Origin of the sequence: Empedobacter sp. UBA2044 (genome assembly GCF_002333005.1) — a bacterium.
Taxonomy (GTDB): domain Bacteria; phylum Bacteroidota; class Bacteroidia; order Flavobacteriales; family Weeksellaceae; genus Empedobacter; species Empedobacter falsenii_B.
Genome location: NZ_DDBA01000060.1, coordinates 7,452 through 29,232, shown reverse-complemented (window position 1 = coordinate 29,232; position 21,781 = coordinate 7,452). Strand labels below are relative to the sequence as shown.

The window sequence follows — 21,781 nt, the reverse complement described above, 5'->3', positions numbered from 1 at the left end:
TAACAAGGGGAAGATTACAAAATAATATTAGTTCCTTTGATAATTATAACTTTTACATATATTTATATTGTTTTAAAAAAAAAATATAATAAACCAAACACTTCTAGTTTATAATATAGTCTATACTTTATAACACCTTTTATGTTAAGTAAAAGGTGTTTTGTATTATAATTTAAAAATTAATTCGTTTTCTTCTGATTGTTGAAGTTTAGATTTTTGTAAAAGTTTCAACGTTTCGGGTTGATTTGCATTTGCTTTTGCAGCAATTTTATCTAATTTCAATTCATTTTTTGCGTAATCAACAATTGCATTCAAAACTTCTGTTCCGTAACCTTTGTTCTGAAATTTGCGTTTCAAACGAATGTTGATAACTGCGCCATATTTCGTTTGACGCAAACCTCCCCAACCAACAAATCGTCCGCTTTTTTTCTCGTGAACACCCCAAAGACCAAAACCATGTTCTTGGTAATGTTTCTCCATATTTTCGATAAAAAACTTCGCTTCGTCTTCAGATTTATACGGTTTTTCGTTGACGATTTTCATCAATTCTTTATCAGAATTTAATTGAAATAATTCGAATGCATCAATCTCAAAAAACTCTCGTAAGACCAAACTTTTTGTTTCGCAAATAACTTTCATTAAAACTTTTTAGTTGTTGCAAAGTTACTTCGATTTGGAGAATAAAAAAAGTCTTACATTTTGGTGTAAGACTTTTTATTGCTTATTTTTTTGTTCCAGTTTTTGCTGGAGTTGTTGTTTTAGGAGGCGTAGCTGTTGCTTCCGAAACCTTTTGATTAATCTCTTGTGTTAAGATTTGTCTTTTTAGATTGAAGATTTCTGTATCTTTTTGATCAATCTTAGCATCTAAATCTTTTACTTTTTGAGTTAATTCTGCAACTTGCTTTTCTTTTTCGTTTAATTGAGTATAGAAAAGTTTTGATTTTTCTCCAGAACTATTCAATGCAGAATACAATTCTTGCAAATTAGTATCATGTTCTTTTTGAGCCATTCTAATCATAGCTTGCGCATTTGTCAAAGCTGTATCTTTGATGTATAATTCGCTTTTAGCTTTTGCTAAATCTTTTTCAAGAGTTTCGATTTTCAAATTAGCTAATGTCAAATCTTTAGATGTATTTGATTGATCGTCTAAAGCTCTGTAATAATTAGCTTCCAATTCTTGGTGTTGTTTCTGAGGAACGCAACTTGCAATTGCAAAAAGTGTTAAACAACAAAGTACAATTTTTTTCATTTATATAATCTTAAACGTCTAATTCTAATAAAACAGGACAATGATCTGAGTGCTTTGCATCTGGTAAAATCGTTGCACGCGTCATATTTTTTTCTAATGTATTACTCACCATATTGTAATCGATTCTCCAACCTTTGTTATTGTTGCGCGCATTTGCACGATAAGACCACCATGAGTAATGATGAGGTTCTTTTACAAAATAACGAAAAGAATCAATCATATTACATTCATCAAGAAAAGCAGTCATCCACTCTCTTTCGACAGGTAAAAAACCAGAAACTTTCGCATTACGAACAGGATCGTGAATATCGATTGCTTCGTGACAAATGTTATAATCGCCACAAATTACAATGTTTGGATGAGAGATTTTAAGTTCTTTGATGTAATCTTTAAAATCTTCACAAAATTGTAATTTAAAATCTAATCGATCAATATTTGTTCCACTTGGCAAATACAAACTAATTACCGAAACATTGTCAAAATCAAGTCTCAAAACGCGACCTTCTTTGTCAATATAATCTATTCCAGTTCCTATTTGTACATGATTAGGTTTTATTTTCGAGAAAATAGCAACTCCACTGTATCCTTTTTTCTCCGCTGCATGCCAATAAATGTGATAACCCAATTCCTCAAACGGTTTTGTGTCCACTTGTTCTTGCATTGCTTTTGTTTCTTGAATACAAAAAACATCTGGTTGTGCAGCTTCTAACCATTCAACCAAACCTTTAGTCATCGCAGCGCGAATTCCATTTACATTGTAACTGATGATTTTCATAGTTAGCGAAATTACTAAATATTTATGACGGATTGATTTAGAAATTTGAATAAAGTGAATATTTTTTGTAACTTTTTAGAAGTTAATGCGTCTATATAATAAAAGACATCAATATGAAATACATTTTTCTTCCAATTTTAATATTCAGTTCGTTAGGATTTGCGAGCTGTTCGGTAGATTTAAATTCTAAATCGCCAGTTTCTAATTATTTAGACCGAGTAGAGGCAAGTAGTAATACAATTACAGAAATGCGTAAGATATCTTCTTTTGAAGGAATTGATGTAAGCAGTGCAATAAGTGTTACTGTTTCTGATGGTAATTATAATGGTGAAATTTCTGTTGAAGCGCCAGATAATATTATGAATAGAATCACGACTGAAGTGAAAAATGGTGTTTTGGTGATGAAAATTAATGGAACCGTAAACTTGAAAAATTCTTCTATTAAAATTAAATTCCCTCATCAAAAATTACGTTCGTTTGATCTATCAGGTGCAACGAGTGTTACCGTTTTGCCAACGCAGAAAGTAGAAAAAATGGCTGTTGATTTATCAGGAGCTAGTAATTTAAAATTAGATGTGGTTTCGAATTCTATTTCGGTTGATAATTCTGGTGCATCAAGTATGAAAATTTCTGGAAATGTACAGGATTTAAACATTTCAGTTTCAGGAGCTTCTTCGTTTATTGGAAAAGAATTGAAAGCTGCGAATGTAATAGTTGATTGTTCTGGAGCAAGTTCTACAACAGTTTGGGCTGTGAATAGTTTGACTGCTGATAGTTCTGGAGCGAGTTCTGTTCGTTATGTAGACGAAAATGGTTTGAAAACGAAAGTGAGCACTTCTGGAATGTCTTCTATCAAAAGAATAAACTAATAGTTTTTGTTTAAAACTATGATAAGTTAATATTTAGTACTACAAAAAAATCGGATGAATTTCATCCGATTTTTTATATCTATTTTCTTTATTAGAATTGCCAACCTAATGTCAATAAGAATAAATTGTTGTTTAATTTAACTTTTGGAGCGTAAGTGTTAGGTAAAGAAACAAATTCATTATTAGTATTAATATAATCTGTTCCACCAATCAATTGTTGATATTTTTGCGTTTGATATTGATAAGCTGCATCTATATAGAATCCACCAAAATCATATCCTAAACCAAAACTTGCACGATTGATATCTCCTTGAAATGCTTTCGATAAAACAGCTGCATTTGTCACAACATTATTTTCGTTTGCAATATCCATTGTAAAATCTTTGTAAGGAGAAGTTATATAATTATAACCCGCTCTTACTTTGAAACGATCTACACGGTATTCCGCACCAACTCTAACTTCACTTGAATTTTTTACAAAATCATTGATAAAATTATTAGAAGAATTAAAATATTGTGATGGTTTTAATTTTGTATCATTGTTCATGTGGTACGTATAATCAGCACCCAGAGATAAATTTTTACCAACAACAAAACCTAAACTTCCTACAAGACGTCCACCACGAGTCATATCATAATCAGAAGAATACATATAATAAGAATCTACAGCAGTTCCGTTATTGATGAAGTTTGCTGCATAATAATCTTCCGAAACATTGTACCAAACTGGAGAATGATAAGCCGCACCTAAACGTACATTGTGATTCACTTTATAAATAGCACCTAAAGAGAAAGAAAATCCTTGCCCAATTTCACTATATGGAGCTCCATCTGCATTGTATACGTAGGTTTTTCCATTCTCGTCATCACGCTCTGCATATTGTTCGTAACCCGAATAGTTAGTTTCGTGGAAGTTTAATCCAAACCCCAAATAAATTTTGTCATCATAACTTGTTCCTAAATTAACAGAGAATTTAGATTTGTATCCATCAATATCTTTAATGTAACCATTGAAAGTTCCATTTGGTTCAGAAAATTTAATACCTTCATTTGTTCCAATTGATGAATAATTGTCTAAACGCTGATTAAGATAAGCGACACCAACTGTAAAACGATTCCATTTTGAAGCTTCATTTGCAAAAACAAATGTTCCTCCAAATTGTTGGAAATCAAAATTGCTTTCAGATTCTTTGATATTTGTTCCGAAATTAGTTTTGTTGCTAAAAGTAGAAACACCAGCTGTTACTTGGACATCAGAGTTAATTGCTACTCCTAATCCAGCAGGGTTTTGCTCGACAGAAGTAATGTCACTTCCTAATGCACCAACAGCTCCACCAACACCAATATATTTAGCATTTCCGCTGTTAATATCTTGCGAATATAAATTTATAGCATTTGTAGAATACTGAGTTTCGTATCCTTTGTTCTGTTGTGCAAAAGCCAATGTACCAGCTAAGGTACAAAGGCTTAATAATATTTTTTTCATTTATATATGATCTAAATCTAGTTATCTTCTTCCACCACGAGAGCCTCCTCCTGTGCTACTTCCTCGAGAACCACCTCCCATGCTTCCGCTACTCATACTACTACCTCTACTTGGAGAAGGTGTAGAATATGATGGGCGAGAATTGTTCATGCTATTTGTTCTTTCATAGCTTCTCGTTGGTTGTTGGTATTGTTGAGCTTCGCGAGTCGGTCTTGTGTTGTAAGTAGGCTGTTGTGTTTGTGCCGGTCTTACTTCACGAGTTGGACGTGTGTTATTCATTTGCCCTTGATCAACAGAAGGTCTAACTTCTCTTGTAGGACGAGTTCCGTTAATTTGGCTTTGGTCTACACTTGGTCTTACTTCACGAGTTGGACGTGTATTATTCATTTGTCCTTGATTAACAGAAGGTCTAACCTCTCTTGTAGGACGAGTTCCGTTAATTTGACTTTGGTCTGTACCTGGTCTAACCTCGCGAGTTGGACGTGTTGTATTGTTAATTGTATTATCACGAGTTGGTCTTAAACCTGTAGAGATTTGTTTGTTTCTACCATTTAAGCTTCCAACAGGACGAGTAGAATTAATGGTGTTATTTAAACGACCACCATTTCTGTAACCTGGTTGAGAATAAATTCCTCTTGGACGATTGTATCCATATCCATAATAACCAGGATATCCGTAACCCCAACCGTTATTCCATCCGTAGTAACCTCCATAATATCCACCATAGTAAGGTCTGTTCCAACCCCAACCATAATATCCATTATACCATGGATCGTTCCATCCCCATCCGAATGAAATACCAAATCCGTTTCCGTACCATCCACCATACCAAGGATTGTAATATCCCCAACGATATGGATTATAGAAACCTCCCCATCCGTAATTGTACCAAGGATAGTTGTTCCAGATATTAATTTCTACACCATCATTACGTCCCCAGTCATAATTACTCGATCCGTTATAAGTTAATGTATAGTCGTTGTTTCCAAAATAATTGTAACCACCTAAACCATATCCGTTAATTTTAACTTTGGTTGCTGATTTAGATTGAGTATTATCATTTGTGCTATCAACATCATCTTGGTAATAAAATTGTTCAGCACCATTTCCTTCTGCATCGAAGTATGGACTACCAATTTTTATTTCCCCTTTATTTTCTTGTTCTCCTTGCTCTTTACCATCTTGTAGTTGAGCTTGTTGATAGGTTTTATCTGTTTTCGGATTATAGTAAACTCCGTCGCTTTCGTAACCACTTGGTTGATAAGTCGAACAAGATGAAATTCCTAATGCAGCCACAAGAATTAATGTAGTTGCAGAAATTTTATTAGAAATTTTATAAACTTTGTTCATAATTATAAATTTACATCGTTTGTAATAATTAAATTTGCATAAATTTAAAGGCAATTTTTATGCCAAGTAAAGATACGAAACTTATCAACAAATATAAAAGATTATGGCAAAATTAACAACTCGTGCTGAGGATTATTCTAAGTGGTACAATGAGCTTGTTGTAAAAGCAAATTTAGCTGAGAATTCGAAGGTTAGAGGGTGTATGGTGATCAAACCATATGGCTATGCTATTTGGGAAAAACTACAAGCAGAATTAGACAAAAGATTTAAAGAAACAGGTCATCAAAATGCTTATTTCCCCTTATTTGTTCCTAAAAGTTTATTCGAAGCCGAAGAAAAAAATGCAGAAGGTTTTGCGAAAGAGTGTGCGGTTGTAACGCATTATCGATTGAAAAATGATCCTGATAATAAAGGAAAATTAATTGTAGATCCAGAAGCAAAATTAGAAGAAGAATTAATTGTTCGTCCAACTTCAGAAGCAATTATTTGGAGTACATACAAAGGTTGGATTCAGTCGTACCGCGATTTACCAATTCTGATTAATCAATGGGCAAATGTTGTTCGTTGGGAAATGCGTACGCGTTTGTTTTTGAGAACTGCCGAGTTTTTATGGCAAGAAGGGCATACAGCTCACGAAACAAAAGAAGAAGCAATTGCGGAAGCGCAACAAATGCAAGAAGTATATGCGGATGTTGTAGAGAATTTTATGGCAATTCCAGTTGTAAAAGGAAGAAAGTCAGATTCTGAGCGTTTTGCAGGTGCAGATGATACGTACACAATTGAAGCGTTGATGCAAGATGGTAAAGCTTTACAAGCGGGAACTTCTCACTTTTTAGGGCAAAACTTCGCAAAAGCTTTTGATGTAAAATTCGCAAGTAAAGAAGGAAAACAAGAATATGTTTGGGCAACTTCTTGGGGAGTTTCTACTCGTTTGATGGGTGCATTAATTATGACGCATTCTGACGATTTAGGATTAGTATTACCTCCAAAATTAGCACCAATTCAGGTTGTTGTTGTTCCAATTTATAAAACAGAAGAACAATTAGAAGAAATTCGTCAAGTGGTGGATAAATTTTCGTCTGAATTGAAAGCGAAAGGAATTTCGATCAAATTTGATGATGATGATAAAACGAAACCAGGTTGGAAATTTGCTGAATACGAATTGAAAGGTGTTCCTGTTCGTATTGCAATTGGACCAAAAGATTTAGAAAAAGGTCATGTTGAGGTTGCTCGCCGCGATACATTAGAAAAGCAATTTATTGCATTGGATGATGTGTCAACTGAGGTGGAAAAATTGTTAGAAGATATTCAAACTAATTTATTCCAAAAAGCGTCAGATTTTAGAGATACTCACACAACAGAAGCAACAACTTTTGAAGAATTCAAAGATATTATCGAAAATAAAGGTGGCTTTGTTTCAGCTTTATGGGACGGAACAGAAGAAACAGAAGAAGCTATAAAAAATGAGACGAAAGCAACAATTCGTTGTATTCCTCAAGCTTTTGAAACGCCTACTGAAGGAGTAGATGTTTTCTCTGGAAAACCAGCAAAATACAGAGTTTTATATGCAAAAGCGTACTAAATTTTAAGATATATCAAAAATAAAAAAGGAGCTATTAATTAGCTCCTTTTTTATTTTAATGTTTTTTGGCGTGCAATTCTTTTAAACGTAATTACTATAGCAGAATATTATTTTTTTGTTAAATATCAATCATTTACAAAAAAAGGAGTATATTCGATTACTAATTAACACTAACATATATGAGAAAAACTCTACTGTCGGTATTCTGTTTATTTTCTATGTATGGGCTATCAGCACAACAAGATGTGTTGTGGGAAAAATCTATAGGAGGAGAACAAGCAGAATATCTTTATAATGCTATTTCTACACCTGATTATGGATTCTTGATTTTAGGCAGTTCTGCTTCTGATGCAACAGGAGATATCCAAAAGAAAAATCAAGGAAGTTTAGATTATTTCATTTGGAAAATGGATGAAAATGGGAAGCAAGAATGGCAAAATTCATTTGGAGGAAACGGTTCAGATTTCTTATATACGGCTAAGCCTACTGCTGATGGAGGGTATATCTTAGCAGGAGCTTCTACATCATCAAAATCAGGAGATAAAACATCCAATAATCAAGGAGCTGAAGATATTTGGGTGATAAAAATTGATGCACAGGGAAAACTACAATGGCAAAATTCTTTTGGAGGAAATGGAAATGATATTCCTGTTGATGTGATTAGAACCAATGATGGAGGTTATTTAATTGCTTCAAATTCCAATACTGCTTCTTCTGAACTAAAGAAAAGTAAACATTTTGGAGGAAATGATTACTACATTATCAAGTTAAATGAAAAAGGAGAACTTCTTTGGGAAAATACCTTTGGAGGATTGTTTGATGATAAATTAAAATCAGTTATTGAGACTAAAAAAGGATTTTTGTTGGTTGGAAATTCTAATTCTCCAGCAAGTGGCAATAAAACAATTGATCATGAATTCAATTCAACTTGGATTGTCGAAATTAATCAAAAAGGAGAAATTATTTCGGAGAATAATTTAGGTTTAAATGCTGAAAACTTTTTGATTTCTTTTCAAGAACAAGAGAATAATTATTTGTTTGCTATTAATGAAAAAAATGGGAGTAAAATTCAGACAAAAATTATTCAAACAGATTTGAATCTTCAACCTCACAAAACAACCAAAATAGAAGAACAAAAAGATTTATCCATCACAGAAATTCAATCCATTAATGATACGTTTATTTTAACAGCCAATCAAATCTCAACTTTACAACAAAAAACGACAACTTCTTCTATTGAAAGTTATTACATCACAAAGTCATTTGATGAAAATGGAACAGAAAAATGGTCTAAAACTTTTGGAGAAAAAGGATTTAATTACCTTGAAAAAGCAATCACTACTCGTGATGGGTCAATTATACTATTTGGAAACTCTACACAACAAGCCAAAGGAAATAAAGGTCAATCTGATTTTTATTTAGTGAAATTAGGAAAAGATACAGATGATATCAAACGTGTATTTATAGAAGCTTATCCCAACCCAACCCAAGATGTGGTGAATATTTTAATCAATAAAGACTTCAAAAAAGCATCTGTTGACGTTTATAATTTAATAGGGCAACATCTACAATCAAAAGACGTGAAATACCGTTCTACACCAATTTCTTTAGGAAACTATCCTAGTGGAGTTTATATCCTAAAAATCAACCACGATAACCAAACTGAATCTATTAAAATTATTAAAAAGTAATACATGAAGAAAAATATAGTGCTACTTGCTTTATTAGCTTTGTCTTATACTTATGCTCAGCAAAATAGTTATGTTCCTAGTACAGAAGTTACACCTCCTTCTTTAGAAAATTATTTTTTTACAAAAAATGGAAATTTAGATATAAGTGGAAATAAAGGTGGTTTTAGTCATCAGATTCCAATTTATTCATTAAAAAATGGAGATATTAATCTAAATTTAAATTTAACTTATTATACAGATGGTGTAAAAGTTAATGATATTGCAGGATTGGTAGGAATGGGATGGAATTTAAATGCAGGAGGAATGATTACACGTGTTGTGAAGGGACTTCCTGATGAAGATAGCGGATTTGAATTGTTAAGACCTTCCAAAGATTTAATGAAAACAGCATTGTCTGGAAATTTTACAGATAATGAATACTTAAATAATTATTACGACATATATCGAAAGATATATTCTGCTAATGGATTGGAAGGAGAACCTAATTTAATTGATTCTCAACAAGATGTTTTTAATTTTAATTTTAATGGATACAGTGGTACATTTTATATTGATAATGGTGTAATTTATATTAATGAAAATCCTGATATAAAAGCTTCATTTATTAAAATACAAAACCCTACTACTCATAAATATTATCTGAAATTTACTTTTATTACACCGGATGGTATTAGTTATGAATTTGGAGGTGAAGAAGCTTTTGTTGAAACTACAAAAATCACAACAAATTGTTCCAAAAGCTATTCTAGAGAACCAAATTCTACTTGGTATTTAAAGCAAATAAAAGACTCTAAAAATAATAATATTGATTTTATATATGATAATTTATACAAATCATACCCTTTAAATTATTCAGAGAGCTATTCAATAACATATGGAAATAATAATTTGCCAGGTGAAATAATAAGTCAAAAATCTGAAAAATGTACTTCTTATTTTGAATCAAATAATGCTAAATATTTAAAAAATATTAGTTCTAAAAACATTAATGTTTCTTTTAATTACGATAATAGATTAGACTACACTACAGGATATAAATTAAATAGTATTAATATATCTAAAAATAATACTTCAATACCTATTTTATTTAATTATGTCTATTCAGGTCCAAATACTTCAGATGTTAATGAATATAAAAAAAGATTATTTTTAAATAATCTATCAATCAATGATTCTAAATTTTCATTTGAATATGATAATATTAATTCTTTATCTGATCGTCTTTCCTCTAATATAGATTTATATGGTTATTCAAATTCAAATACATATTCTTATTTATCAAACTTTCATTATAATGAGGATGCATCAATGACTAAATTTATTTCTGTATTTGGAGATAAAATAGCTAATAGAAACGTTGACCTTTATAAATCAAAATACGGAGTATTAACTAAAATTATTTATCCTACAAAAGGTTATACTGAACTAACTTATGAAAACAATACAACTACTGAATTAGTTAACAAAGATGTTTTTTTAACAAACAATCTATATGTAGTTAAAAGGAACTGTGAACCTTACAGTAGTCAAAGTGATACACAAGTTTTTGAATTTATTAGTAATGGTCAAGATATTTCATTTGACTCATCAATGAATGTGAATAGATGTGATGGTGTAAACGTAAACGATTTTCATGATACATATAGTTTAACTATAGAAAATTTAACTACAAGCCAAACTATTTTAACATTTAATGGACGATATGATCGTTTTCTAAAAACTAATAATGGATTTGAGATGAATGGAGAAAATATTATTTCCCCTATAACAACTACAAATAACTCAAAATATAGAATTACTCTTAGTACAAATTCTATAGTTAACAATGTATCTGCTAATTTAACTTTAAAATACAATAAAACTGTTAATCAAGTTGAAGAGAATGTAAATTACAGTGGAGCAAGAATTAAATCTATCAAAGATTATAATGGAAATACTTTAGAGAATAGTAAAACTATATACTATAATAACATACAAAATTTAAACAATTTAAAAACAAGTTTAGTCCACGATTTTATATACAACCCTTGGAAATGTACCCCTTCTGCTGTATTTGCTATCAGTGGTAATAGTTCAGCAGAACATTTTAATTGTTATAATCGATTATATAGTACTGATAATTTTTCTGATATTTTTAATTCTACGATAGATCGTATTAAGTATAAATATATTACAAAAAATATTGAAAATAATGGCTTTATTGAGGAAGATTATAATATATCGGGTATTACCGATGATAGTCAGTCTTTAAATCAACACCCAATATATAATAGAAATTCATCTAATAACCAATGGAATGCCAATCAATTAATAAAATCTAAAATTTATAATTCAAACCAATCATTAATTAAAGAATCTAATAATGAATACGAAATTAAGAGTTCAACTAAATTTAATAATTACAATATAGAACCAGGAATATATCCTGTTACTAAAGAACGTTTAAGACCTGAATATAATACTGGTAAATATTATAATACACAAGATGGATGTTTCTCTTTATTTTGTGGAGTTCAAGGTGGAAATGCAGTAAGTCATTATTATAATTATGTCTTTAGTTCTAAATTAACAAAACAAACCACCAAAGAATACCTATCAAGTGGTACGGTTACAACAGAAACAAATTATAATTATGATAGTCCAAATCATTTACAATTAACAAAACAATCTACAACCAACAGCAAAGGTGAAACACTAACTGCTGAATACCAATACCCTTCAGATTTGATAAGTGGTTACGAACAAAGTCCGATAATGCAAGAAATGGTGAATCGTAATATGATTGCTACACCTGTTATTACAAAATCTAAAAATGGGTCTACTGTTTTATCTGAACAACGAACTTTGTATAAATATTTCCCTACAACAAACGGTAATCTAATTTTACCAGAATTTGTTTACGCTAAAAAAGGAGCTACAACAACAGCTGTAGATCGTAAAATAACGTATAACAGCTATGACAACCAAGGTAATTTAACGCAATATACCTTAGAAAATGGACTTCCAGTTTCCATTATTTGGGGGTATAACAATCAATATCCAGTTGCTAAATTAGAAGGCGTTGCTTTATCTCAAATTAATGCTGCAACGATCACAACGTTAAATACCAAAACAACAGATGCCGACTTGTTGGCTGCGATTACAACTTTACGTAATACCCATAAGGATGCTATGGTAACAGGGTATTTGTATAAACCATTAGTTGGAGTGACTCAAATTATACAACCAAATGGAGTAGCTGAAAAGTATAATTATGATGCTTCAAATCGTTTACAATCTATCGTAAATGATAAAGGAGAAACGCTTAAAACCTTCCAATACAACTATAAACCTTAATGCTAGATCTATGAAACACTTTTATGAAAAACTAATTTATAGTACTTTTTTAGCATTAGGAAGTACTTGTATTCAAGCCCAAACAACCACAGAAAATTTTATCAAAACACAAGAATGTTTAGATGCCACTTGTGTCACAAAAAAAGAAACAGTGGTTTATTTTGATGGATTAGGACGCGAAAAACAAGCTTTGCAAGTAGCAGGCTCGCCAACAGGAAAAACAATTGTCACACAAATAGAATATGATGGATTTGGTCGTCAAGCCAAAGAAAATTTACCCTTTCCAATTACAGCTGCCACCAATACAATTGTAAGCGCTGCAACTAATGGTAATACATTTTATTCCACTTTAACTGGAGATACCACGCCTTTTTCTGAGAAAACATTTGAAAATTCACCTTTAAATAGAGTACTAGCGCAAGCAGCACCTGGAAATTCTTGGAAAAAAGGAGCGAATGAAATTAAATTTGATTATGCAACTAATACTGATGCTGATAAAGTACAAAAGTTTGGAGTGACTTTATCTGCTGCATTTGTACCAACTCTAACTTTAAGTGGAAATTATACAGCAGGAAGTTTATATAAAACCATTACAACAGATGAAAATGGTCAACCTATCCAAGAGTTTAAAGACAAGGAAGGGAAAATTATTTTAAAACGAATTAATATACCTACAATAACTGGAACTACAAATTCATCAGGAAATCATGATACCTATTATGTGTATGATATTTATGGAAATCTGACCTATGTAATACCACCAAAATTAGTAGAAGTAGGAACAACAGTATTAGCTAATTATACAGCTAATTTGGCTGAATTAGGTTATCAATACCAATACGATGATAAAAATCGTTTAGTTGAAAAACAACTTCCTGGCAAAGGAAGAGAGTTTATGGTGTATGATAAATTGGATCGATTAGTTGCAACAAGAGATAGTCAAAATGAGTGGATATTCACAAAATATGATAAATTTAATCGAATTGTTTACACAGGAACTTTACCCACATCAGCTAGGGCTACGCTACAGTCAGCTTATAATACAGCAACAGTTTATCATGAAACAAGAGGAACATCTGGAGGATTAGCGAATAATGGAATCACAAATGGATTATATACCAATGTTGCCTATCCAACATCTTTTACAAAGATAACAACGATTAATTATTACGATGAGTATACAAATTTAGGTATAACTCCTTCTTCTATAGATGGACAAAGTGTCATAGGAGTAACAGATACCAAAACAAAAGGATTGGCTGTAGCAAGCTTTACTAATGTTTTAGGCACTACAACATGGGCTAAAAATTATACCTATTACGATGCAAAATATATTCGTCCTGTCGCAATCGCTTCTACAAACTATTTAGGCGGTTATACCAATACAGCCTCAAGTTTAGATTTTAGAGGAAAACCACTCAAAACAATCACAAAACACAAACAATTAGCAGCAAGTACAGAACTAACATTAACGGATGAATTTGTGTATTATCCAAATGAGTTATTAAAATCTCAAACGCATCAAATAAACAGTGGAGCGAAAGAATATATTGTACAGAATTCGTATAACGAAATCAATCAATTAACGTCTAAAAAGGTAGGAAATTCTGTAGCTACAACACCATTGCAAACGGTAGATTATAAGTACAATATAAGAGGTTGGATGACGGATATTAATAATGTAGATGTAACAGAAACAACAACTTATCGAGATTTATTTTCGTTTCGATTGAATTATGATAAGTTAACTCGAGTAACAAATAATACTGCTGTAAAAAAACTACACAATGGTAACATTGCAGAAATCATCTGGAAAACAATTGATTTTAATACAAGAAGCTATAGTTTTGAGTATGATGGATTAAATCGCCTGATGAATAGCATTTATCTAAAAAACACTAATGAGGCTATTAATGCATACAATGAAACAATCAAAGGTTACGATAAAAATGGGAATATTACAGGAATTATTCGAAATGGGAACAATGAGATAATCAATGCTCCAGTGATAGATAATTTGAGTTATGTGTACCAAACAAACTCGAACAAGCTATTAAGTGTAACCGATGCAACGACGTTAACAGAAGGTTTTAATGATGGGAATAAAGTAGGAAATGATTATGCTTACGATGTAAACGGAAATTTAACAGTAGATAAAAACAAAGGAATAACAAAAATTAGTTATAATTACTTAAATTTACCAACAGAAGTTCTTTGGAATGCATCTAAAAAGATTAATTACACGTACGATGCAAGTGGAGTTAAGTTAAGAAAAGTCGTAACAGATGGAGCTACAGTAACCACAACCGATTATTTAGGAGGTTTTCAGTACGTAAATAACAGTTTACAGTTTTTTCCAACAGCTGAGGGGTATGTGAATGTAACTGGAGGTACAACTTTTAATTATGTTTACAATTACACTGATCATCTTGGAAATGTACGATTGAGTTACCAAAAAGAAGCAAATGGTACGCTAAAAGTATTAGAAGAAAACAATTACTATCCGTTTGGGTTAAAGCATAAGGGATACAACAATACTAATCTTGCAAATACTAACTATAAGTACAAATACAACGGCAAAGAGTTACAAGAAGAATTAGGTCTTAATTGGACTGCTATGGACTTCAGAAATTATGATGCTTCAATAGGTAGATTTATGTCTCAGGATGGACTTGCTGAAGTAATGCCTGATTGGACTCCTTATCGTTTCTCTTTTAACAATCCAATTTATTTTTCTGATCCAACTGGCTTATTTGAACAAAATATTGAAACTTGCCCTACTTGTCCAAAAACTCCAGAATTTAAACCTTTTATTGATGATCCTAATAATGAATATGTTTATGATACTGAAACAAATACTGTAAGTGCAGTAATACAGCTAGCTGAAACTACTGTGACAAATAGTAATAAAAAAGAATCTAACACGAATAGTTATATACCTCAATATGAGTTTATTGATGGTATTTTAAATAATAAATATTATGATTTGACTTCTTTAGGTTTAGAACAAGGAATTGCCAAAACTACATCTTATTTAGATAAAGCTCTTAAAACTAAATCTACAGTTAATTTTACAATTTTAGATGAATATACTCGTCCTAGTTATAGAACATCACTTTTAAATTCAGCAATCAAAACTTCAAAAGTTGCATCAGCTGCAAAAGTTCTTAAAATATCAGGAAATGCTTTAGCTGGAGTAGGTGCTGTTGTATCAATTTATCAGTATGGCTCAGGTCAAATCTCTGGCACGGAGTTTACTGTAGATATGATAATGAGCGGTGTAGGTTTTTTAGGACCATTTGGTGCAGGAGCCTCCTTGATTTATTTTGGAGGTAAGGCAATATATGAATATTCATCAGGTAAGGATCTATTTGAAAAACCCACTCAATAATGAAAAAAATTTTAAACTACATCATATTCCACTTTATTGAATTCCAAAAAAAAGTAGGTAATCAAGATGTTTCAACATTTACAACATCAGTATTTTTCACAATAATGCTTTGGATGAATATTTTAACATTAATAAATTATATTCTAATGAAGAATCATTATCCTAATAAAAATTATATTATTCCAGTTATTTTATTTTGTTTAGGATTATTCTTAATTATAAATAACTATATAAGAAAAAAGCAGTATGAAGTTTATAATTTTCAATCCTCTTTTATAGGTTACCTATATTTGTTAATTTATATAACAATTAGCTTTGTATCGTTTGTATATAGTGTTGAATTACTAAAATCAAAATAATGGTAGTGTATCAGATGTGTTGCCGGAAAACAACCCAACATTCTCAATAAAGCAAAAGGCAAACGTTTGTTTGCCTTTTGTTATTTTATAAATAATGCCCAAAAGCAGAATGAATAGTTACAGTATTTTGCTCCACTTCATAGACAAGTCTGTGTTCTTGATTAATTCGTCTCGACCATAAACCAGATAAATTGTGTTTCAGTTGCTCTGGCTTTCCTGTTCCAGAGAAAGGATGTTCGGTCAGTTCCTCAAGAAGAACAAGCATCTTTTTAAGTACAGCTTTGTTACCAGCTTTCTTGTGACGCCCGATATCTTCGTTTGCTTTGTCGGTAAAATCTAAATCAAAAGCCATCTTATAAGCCTAAAAAATCTTTTAAATCCTCTTTTCTTACACGTGTAACTTTACCTTCTTTCGCTTGTTTTTGGCTTTCTTCAATTTTAGCTACAAACTCTTGGTTATAAGGACTTTCTTTTATCTCAAATTTTAATTTTAGAGCTTTAGCAAAGGCTTTCAAAGCTTTTGCTTGTTCAGATGTATCGGGTTCAAAAATAAAAATATCTTGTGTTGCCATCATTTAATTTTTTTAAGTAATTAAATTGCTAATTGTTTTTGCAGATTATTTTTTAAAATAAAAGCTTCTAATAAATCTTTGATTGTATTTTTTTGATTATCATTTAATTGTTGTGTTTCTGCAAATAAATTCAACAACTGATTATCCTGTAAAATAGCATCTGCTTTATTGTTTCCGTAAACTAATTCGTCTAAAGAAATTGACAAAATTTTCGCCATTTTTTCCGCTACTTCTAAAGATGGAATCGAAATATTTCTTTCGTATTTAGAAAGATTTGTCACGTGAACTCCAATCTTAGAAGCAAACACTTCTTGCGAAAAACCTTTTCCGCTTCTTAATTCTTTCAAGTTTTTTCCAAAATTTTCCATAGCAAATAAACTTTAAAACATACTGCGTATGTATTATATACTCTACAAAATTACAATTTAGTTAGTGAAATAACTAATTCAGTTGAAAAATAAAAAGCAAAAAGAATTTGTTTTAAAAATCAAAAACGCTAAGTTTGTAAGCGAAAACGATTAGTAAAAATTTTTTAATTATTTTTTCAAATGAAAATCCAAGAAATAAAATCTCGTTTATCATTATCTCAAATCCTACATCATTACGGATTAGAACCTAAGAACAATATGCTGAAATGTCCTTTTCATTCGGATAAGACGGCAAGTTTACAGGTTAATTTGGAAAAGAATTTTTACAATTGTCATGCGTGTTCCAAAACAGGCGATGTCATTCAGTTTGTGCAAGATTATGAGAAATTGAGCAAACACGAAGCACTAAACAAGTGTAAAAGTTTGGCTGGCGAAGAGCGTTTTGCGGTAAACGAACCAAACCGCATTCCTCAAATCGCAGACCATTCAGCGTTTCTACAAAAGATGTTTCTAAGTTTCCGTAAAGGATTATTATGCAGTGAACCCGCTCAAAACTATTGCCATTCCAGAGCCTTAAATGTGGATGAATTAGAAGTCGGTTTTAACTCGGGACAATTCCATCACGGGTCGAGAAAAGACGAGAAATTAATCAACCAATGTGTAGAATTAGGCTTATTAATTCCCTACGGAACAAACAGCAAAACAGGCGGACAATCCTATAAACCATTCGGAAATAAATCCCTTGTTTTTCCGCTCAAAAACTGCCACGGGCAGACCGTATCATTTTACTTCAGATCGATTATAAGTGGTCAAAAGAATAAATCGTCTGTGAGCACTGCTCACCATTATTACTTAAAAAATCGTTCTGGAGTTTATCCAAATTATCCAAGTTCAACAACCAAAAAATTGATTTTAACCGAAAGTATTATTGATGCAGCTTCATTACTCCAATTACGAAGTACGAATTTAGAATTACGAAAATATGAAATACTTGCTTGTTTTGGAACGAATGGCTTAACAAACGAAATCCTTTCTGCAATCAAAAATCTAAATGAATTGGAAGAAATTATTTTCTGTTTTGATACAGATGAAGCGGGGCAAACAGCGACATTGAAGTATGCAAAATTACTTCAGACGATTCATCTAAAAGTAGCATTTTCTACGGTAGAATGGCTTGATAAAGACGTCAACGAAACCTTAACCGCTTACCATGAAGCCACTGTTTTAGGCTGTTTAGAGAAAAGAAAATCAATTGATTTTTCTTCTTCTACTCCTTCTTTTTCAATTGAAAAAGAAACTGTACCAACACCTCTGGAACAGCCAAAAATGACAACCGATTTATTTTTTCAGTTGAATGATTTAATCGAGAAAAGCGGAATTGTAGGCGAACAGGATAGCCGATTATTACTGTTTATCATTGCAAGTTCATACAAAACCAAACATCCACTCCACGCCATTGTACAAGGAAGTTCGGGCAGTGGAAAAACGCATTTAATCAGTAAAATAGCCGATTTAATGCCACAAGAAGATGTACTTCGTTTTACTCGAATTACCGAAAGTAGTTTGTACAATTGGGGCGAATATGAATTAGTCGGAAAGCTTCTAATTATCGAGGATTTAGACGGTTTAAAAGAAGAAGCCATGTTTGCCATGCGTGAATTAATCAGCAACCAACGTTTATCGAGTTCAGTTTCTATCAAGGATAAAAAAGGGAACATCAAAGCGGTTAAAAAGGAAGTTCGTGGCGTGTTTAGTTCACTGTCTGCTACCACAAAAAGCGAGATTTACGAAGATAATATGAGCCGTAGTTTTCTGTTAGCGGTGGATGAAAGTAAGGAACAATCTCGCCGAATTATCGCCTATCAAAATCAAAAATATGCAGGCGAAGTCAGTCATCAATCCGAAGAAAAAACCAAACATGATGTTCAACATATCATCCGAAATCTTGTCCCGTATCACGTGATTAATCCGTTTGCAACACGATTAGAATTACCCGAAGAAGTGCATAAAATCAGACGATTAAACGAAATGTTTCAAAGCATCGTTCGTCAAATTACCTTGATTAATCAGCAAAACAGACAATTGACAGATGATGGAAAATTAATCACACAGGTGGAAGATTTAAAGCAAGCAACGGAAGTTCTCTTTGAAAGTATTGTGTTGAAAGTCGATGAATTAGACGGGAGTTTGCGTCAGTTTTTTGAGAAACTCAAAGCCTATTTAGCTAAAAAAGCACACAAAGAAAATGGCAATGGATCTGAAATCGACTTTACTCAACGAGAAATCCGTTTGGCGTTTAACATGAGCAAAGCGCAGTGTTCACGCTACATGAACAGCTTAATTGAACTCGAATACTTAACCAGTAAATATGCAGGAAACTTGCGTAAAATTGCTTATCGAGTGGATTATTGGGATGATTACCAAAAGTTAAGGCAAACCATTAAAGAAAAGATTTTGAAGCAAATAGAACAGTTATGATACCCACTGAAACAATAGGGAACAATCTTGGAACAATTAATTTAGACTTAACTATCTGAAATCTAAAATCTAACATCTTAAATCTATCCCATTGTTCCATGTTCCAAAAGTAGCCAACCTCAAATCTAACGAAGTGATTCGTAAACACCATAAGAAACAATAAAAACCAATGTGAACAAAACCGTCATAGTTATGCAAGATATACTCGATGAATTTAGAACAGAATTACAGCAATTAGGTTATTGTAAAAACATAGTCGACAACTATCCTAAACACGTCAAAGCCCTGTTTGAGCATTCTCATCAACTCATCACAACCATTGAAAGTCATCATATTGAAGCTTTTTATTTTCATTTGAAAACGGTGATTAGTAGCCGTCGAAAAAAGCCATTAAGTAACAGTTATATTCATTCTCAACTCTTTGCGATTCGCTTGTTCTTTGCCTATTTATTGCGTACAAAACAACTCATCAAAACGCCTTACACGTTAAAAATCAAACGTTCAGCCTATAAAAGTCGAGCTGTTTTAAGTGTCGACCAAATTGCCCTACTCTACAGCAATTGTGAAACGTTGGACGAAACGATGATTTTAAACCTGTGTTACGGCTGTGGATTAAGGCGAACAGAAGTCGAAAAGTTGTCGGTAGAAGATATTCATTTGACTGAAAAACGTTTGTATGTTCGAAGTGGAAAAGGAAAAAAAAGACGTGTTATTCCGCTTACAACAAAGCTTGTAGAGGATTTTAAGTTGTACCTGATTACAACCAAAAAAAGACGAGAAAATGAATCCATTTTACTGCTTTATCCAAACGGAAAACCAATGAGCGGAAACAAGATTTACACTGTTTTTAGTGGTGTTTTAAAACGTTCGGGATTAGATAAACAAGGCTTTAGCTTGCACAATCTGCGCCATAGCATTGCCACACATTTACTTGAAAATGAAATGACCGTTGAAATGGTTCGGGATTTTTTAGGACATGATTTACTGCGTACCACACAGATTTACACAAAAATAAAACCGTATGACTTTAGAAAATTATCTTGAAAAACAGTTACATAAAAGCACTGTTAGCAATTATTTATATGAGATCAATCGGTTCAAAAAACACTTTCCAAATCACGAAAAATGCCACTATTCACAGCTGATGCACTACATCGGGATTTTACGAAATCGTTACCAACCCAAAACCATTAAACGTGTGGTCTATGCCCTCAAAAAATACTATGATTATCTGATTGAAATAGAGGTCAGAAAAGATAATCCTGCACACTTTATCAAGCTTCGGGATGCAAAACCAACAGCCGTACAATTACAGGATTTATGGACGGATAAAGAACTGAAAACCTTACTTGAACCACGAAAAGAACGTTATCCTATTTTAGCCAAACGCAATCAAATTATACTGAGTTTATTCGTTCATCAAGCCGTTTTGGTCAAGGAAATTACCCAAATTCTACTCGAAGATATCGACCTCGAAAAAGCAGAAATTTACATCCGAGAAACAGGTATGACCAACAGTAGAACCTTGCCCTTAAAAGCAGAACAAATCCTTTTATTTTATCAGTATTTACAGGAAGATCGACCAGAATTAGAGCGAATAAAACAACCGTATTTTATTCTCAATAAATTAGGAAGTCCAACCACCGCAGACGACATCAATTACCTGTTATCGACTTATCAAAAAGGAGTTGATAAGCGATTAACTTCAGTTAAAATCAGACAAAGTGTGATTACTAATTTACTCAGTCAAGGGCATAATTTACGGGCAGTTCAGCTGTTTTGTGGGCATAAATTTCTGGACACAACCGAGAAATACAAACAATCCGGAATCAAAGCCTTACAAGATGCTATCGACAAGCATCATCCTTTACAATAGTTCTTTTTCTTTCAATTGAAAAAAAACACAACGAAACAAGCCATTTTTCGGGGTTATTTTGGCTATTTGCGGAGCGAAAACATAAAATAAATTATGGGCTGTAACGCCTATAATGAACGGAATTTTATGTTAAATAGCTTACCTTGTTTTTTGCTGCCGTAAATGAACGGGGAGCGCGGAGTGAATGTCTGTTTGTATCAAAAAGCAGGACAGCAAAAAAGAAGGGAAAAATAAAAACCGAAAAATGGCTTGGCTTATCCTATAAAAAATCTTTTTTTTCAATTGAAATTTATTATATTTGAGTGATAATGAAGCGTTCATTAAAAACTGAAGAAGTGTTGGAAATTTGAAGTGTATAGGGATGTAGGAATACAAATACAACGGCAAAGAGTTACAAGA

General features: G+C 32.1%; 16 protein-coding genes. 8 read left to right on the top strand and 8 right to left on the bottom strand.

Annotation, left to right across the window (positions count from 1 at the left end; translation table 11 throughout):
* Nucleotides 1–165: 165 nt before the first annotated feature.
* From B4E59_RS10980 to B4E59_RS10970, 3 genes are all read right to left on the bottom strand, one after another.
* Nucleotides 166–639, bottom strand: a complete 474-nt coding sequence (locus B4E59_RS10980; protein ID WP_280062073.1) for a GNAT family N-acetyltransferase — start codon at nt 637–639, stop codon at nt 166–168.
* 82 nt (nt 640–721) lie between these two features.
* Nucleotides 722–1,249 (bottom strand): hypothetical protein, encoded by a 528-nt coding sequence (locus tag B4E59_RS10975; protein WP_291052964.1) that lies wholly within the window; start codon nt 1,247–1,249, stop codon nt 722–724.
* Between the two features lie 10 nt (nt 1,250–1,259).
* A complete protein-coding gene (locus B4E59_RS10970) occupies nt 1,260–2,024 on the bottom strand; it encodes an exodeoxyribonuclease III (protein WP_286495553.1) in 765 nt (254 codons plus the stop codon).
* Nucleotides 2,025–2,137: 113 nt separating this feature from the next.
* Between B4E59_RS10970 and B4E59_RS10965 the strand changes: the two genes are divergently transcribed.
* Nucleotides 2,138–2,893, top strand: a complete 756-nt coding sequence (locus B4E59_RS10965) for a head GIN domain-containing protein (protein ID WP_291052960.1) — start codon at nt 2,138–2,140, stop codon at nt 2,891–2,893.
* Between the two features lie 91 nt (nt 2,894–2,984).
* Here B4E59_RS10965 and B4E59_RS10960 read toward each other — a convergent pair whose 3' ends face one another.
* Together B4E59_RS10960 and B4E59_RS10955 are read right to left on the bottom strand one after the other, a co-directional pair.
* Nucleotides 2,985–4,379: an OmpP1/FadL family transporter gene (locus B4E59_RS10960; protein ID WP_291052958.1), complete on the bottom strand. Its 1,395-nt coding sequence runs from the start codon at nt 4,377–4,379 to the stop codon at nt 2,985–2,987.
* A gap of 21 nt (nt 4,380–4,400) precedes the next feature.
* Nucleotides 4,401–5,729, bottom strand: a complete 1,329-nt coding sequence (locus tag B4E59_RS10955) for a hypothetical protein (protein ID WP_291052955.1) — start codon at nt 5,727–5,729, stop codon at nt 4,401–4,403.
* 103 nt (nt 5,730–5,832) lie between these two features.
* On the opposite strand from B4E59_RS10955, the gene proS reads away from it, so the two are divergent.
* The 4 genes from proS (at nt 5,833) to B4E59_RS10935 (ending at nt 15,729) form a co-directional block, all read left to right on the top strand.
* Complete coding sequence (gene proS, locus B4E59_RS10950; RefSeq protein WP_291052952.1) at nt 5,833–7,311, top strand: proline--tRNA ligase; 1,479 nt, start codon at nt 5,833–5,835, stop codon at nt 7,309–7,311.
* Between the two features lie 179 nt (nt 7,312–7,490).
* Nucleotides 7,491–9,002: a T9SS type A sorting domain-containing protein gene (locus B4E59_RS10945; RefSeq protein ID WP_291052950.1), complete on the top strand. Its 1,512-nt coding sequence runs from the start codon at nt 7,491–7,493 to the stop codon at nt 9,000–9,002.
* Nucleotides 9,003–9,005: 3 nt separating this feature from the next.
* Nucleotides 9,006–12,338, top strand: a complete 3,333-nt coding sequence (locus B4E59_RS10940; RefSeq protein WP_291052947.1) for a hypothetical protein — start codon at nt 9,006–9,008, stop codon at nt 12,336–12,338.
* A gap of 10 nt (nt 12,339–12,348) precedes the next feature.
* Nucleotides 12,349–15,729 carry a DUF6443 domain-containing protein gene (locus B4E59_RS10935; RefSeq protein ID WP_291052944.1) on the top strand — a complete coding sequence of 1,127 codons (3,381 nt, stop codon included), beginning with the start codon at nt 12,349–12,351 and terminating at the stop codon, nt 15,727–15,729.
* Between the two features lie 444 nt (nt 15,730–16,173).
* Here the strand turns inward: B4E59_RS10935 and B4E59_RS10930 are convergent, their stop codons facing one another.
* The 3 genes from B4E59_RS10930 to B4E59_RS10920 are packed head-to-tail and all read right to left on the bottom strand — an operon-like array spanning nt 16,174 to nt 17,028.
* Complete coding sequence (locus B4E59_RS10930; protein WP_180905173.1) at nt 16,174–16,440, bottom strand: Txe/YoeB family addiction module toxin; 267 nt, start codon at nt 16,438–16,440, stop codon at nt 16,174–16,176.
* Between the two features lies 1 nt (nt 16,441).
* The gene (locus B4E59_RS10925) at nt 16,442–16,660 is read right to left on the bottom strand and encodes a DUF2683 family protein (protein WP_291052939.1); all 219 of its coding nucleotides are present in this window, start codon (nt 16,658–16,660) and stop codon (nt 16,442–16,444) included.
* Nucleotides 16,661–16,680: 20 nt separating this feature from the next.
* Nucleotides 16,681–17,028 carry a helix-turn-helix domain-containing protein gene (locus tag B4E59_RS10920; protein ID WP_180905171.1) on the bottom strand — a complete coding sequence of 116 codons (348 nt, stop codon included), beginning with the start codon at nt 17,026–17,028 and terminating at the stop codon, nt 16,681–16,683.
* Between the two features lie 180 nt (nt 17,029–17,208).
* Between B4E59_RS10920 and B4E59_RS10915 the strand changes: the two genes are divergently transcribed.
* From B4E59_RS10915 to B4E59_RS10905, 3 genes are all read left to right on the top strand, one after another.
* Nucleotides 17,209–19,506, top strand: coding sequence for a CHC2 zinc finger domain-containing protein (locus B4E59_RS10915; protein ID WP_291052936.1), 2,298 nt, complete (start codon nt 17,209–17,211; stop codon nt 19,504–19,506).
* A 192-nt stretch (nt 19,507–19,698) separates the two neighbouring features.
* Nucleotides 19,699–20,550: a tyrosine-type recombinase/integrase gene (locus B4E59_RS10910; protein WP_180905169.1), complete on the top strand. Its 852-nt coding sequence runs from the start codon at nt 19,699–19,701 to the stop codon at nt 20,548–20,550.
* Nucleotides 20,528–21,382 (top strand): tyrosine-type recombinase/integrase, encoded by an 855-nt coding sequence (locus B4E59_RS10905; protein ID WP_180905168.1) that lies wholly within the window; start codon nt 20,528–20,530, stop codon nt 21,380–21,382. Before B4E59_RS10910 ends, B4E59_RS10905 begins: the two co-directional genes overlap by 23 nt.
* Nucleotides 21,383–21,781: the final 399 nt, after the last annotated feature.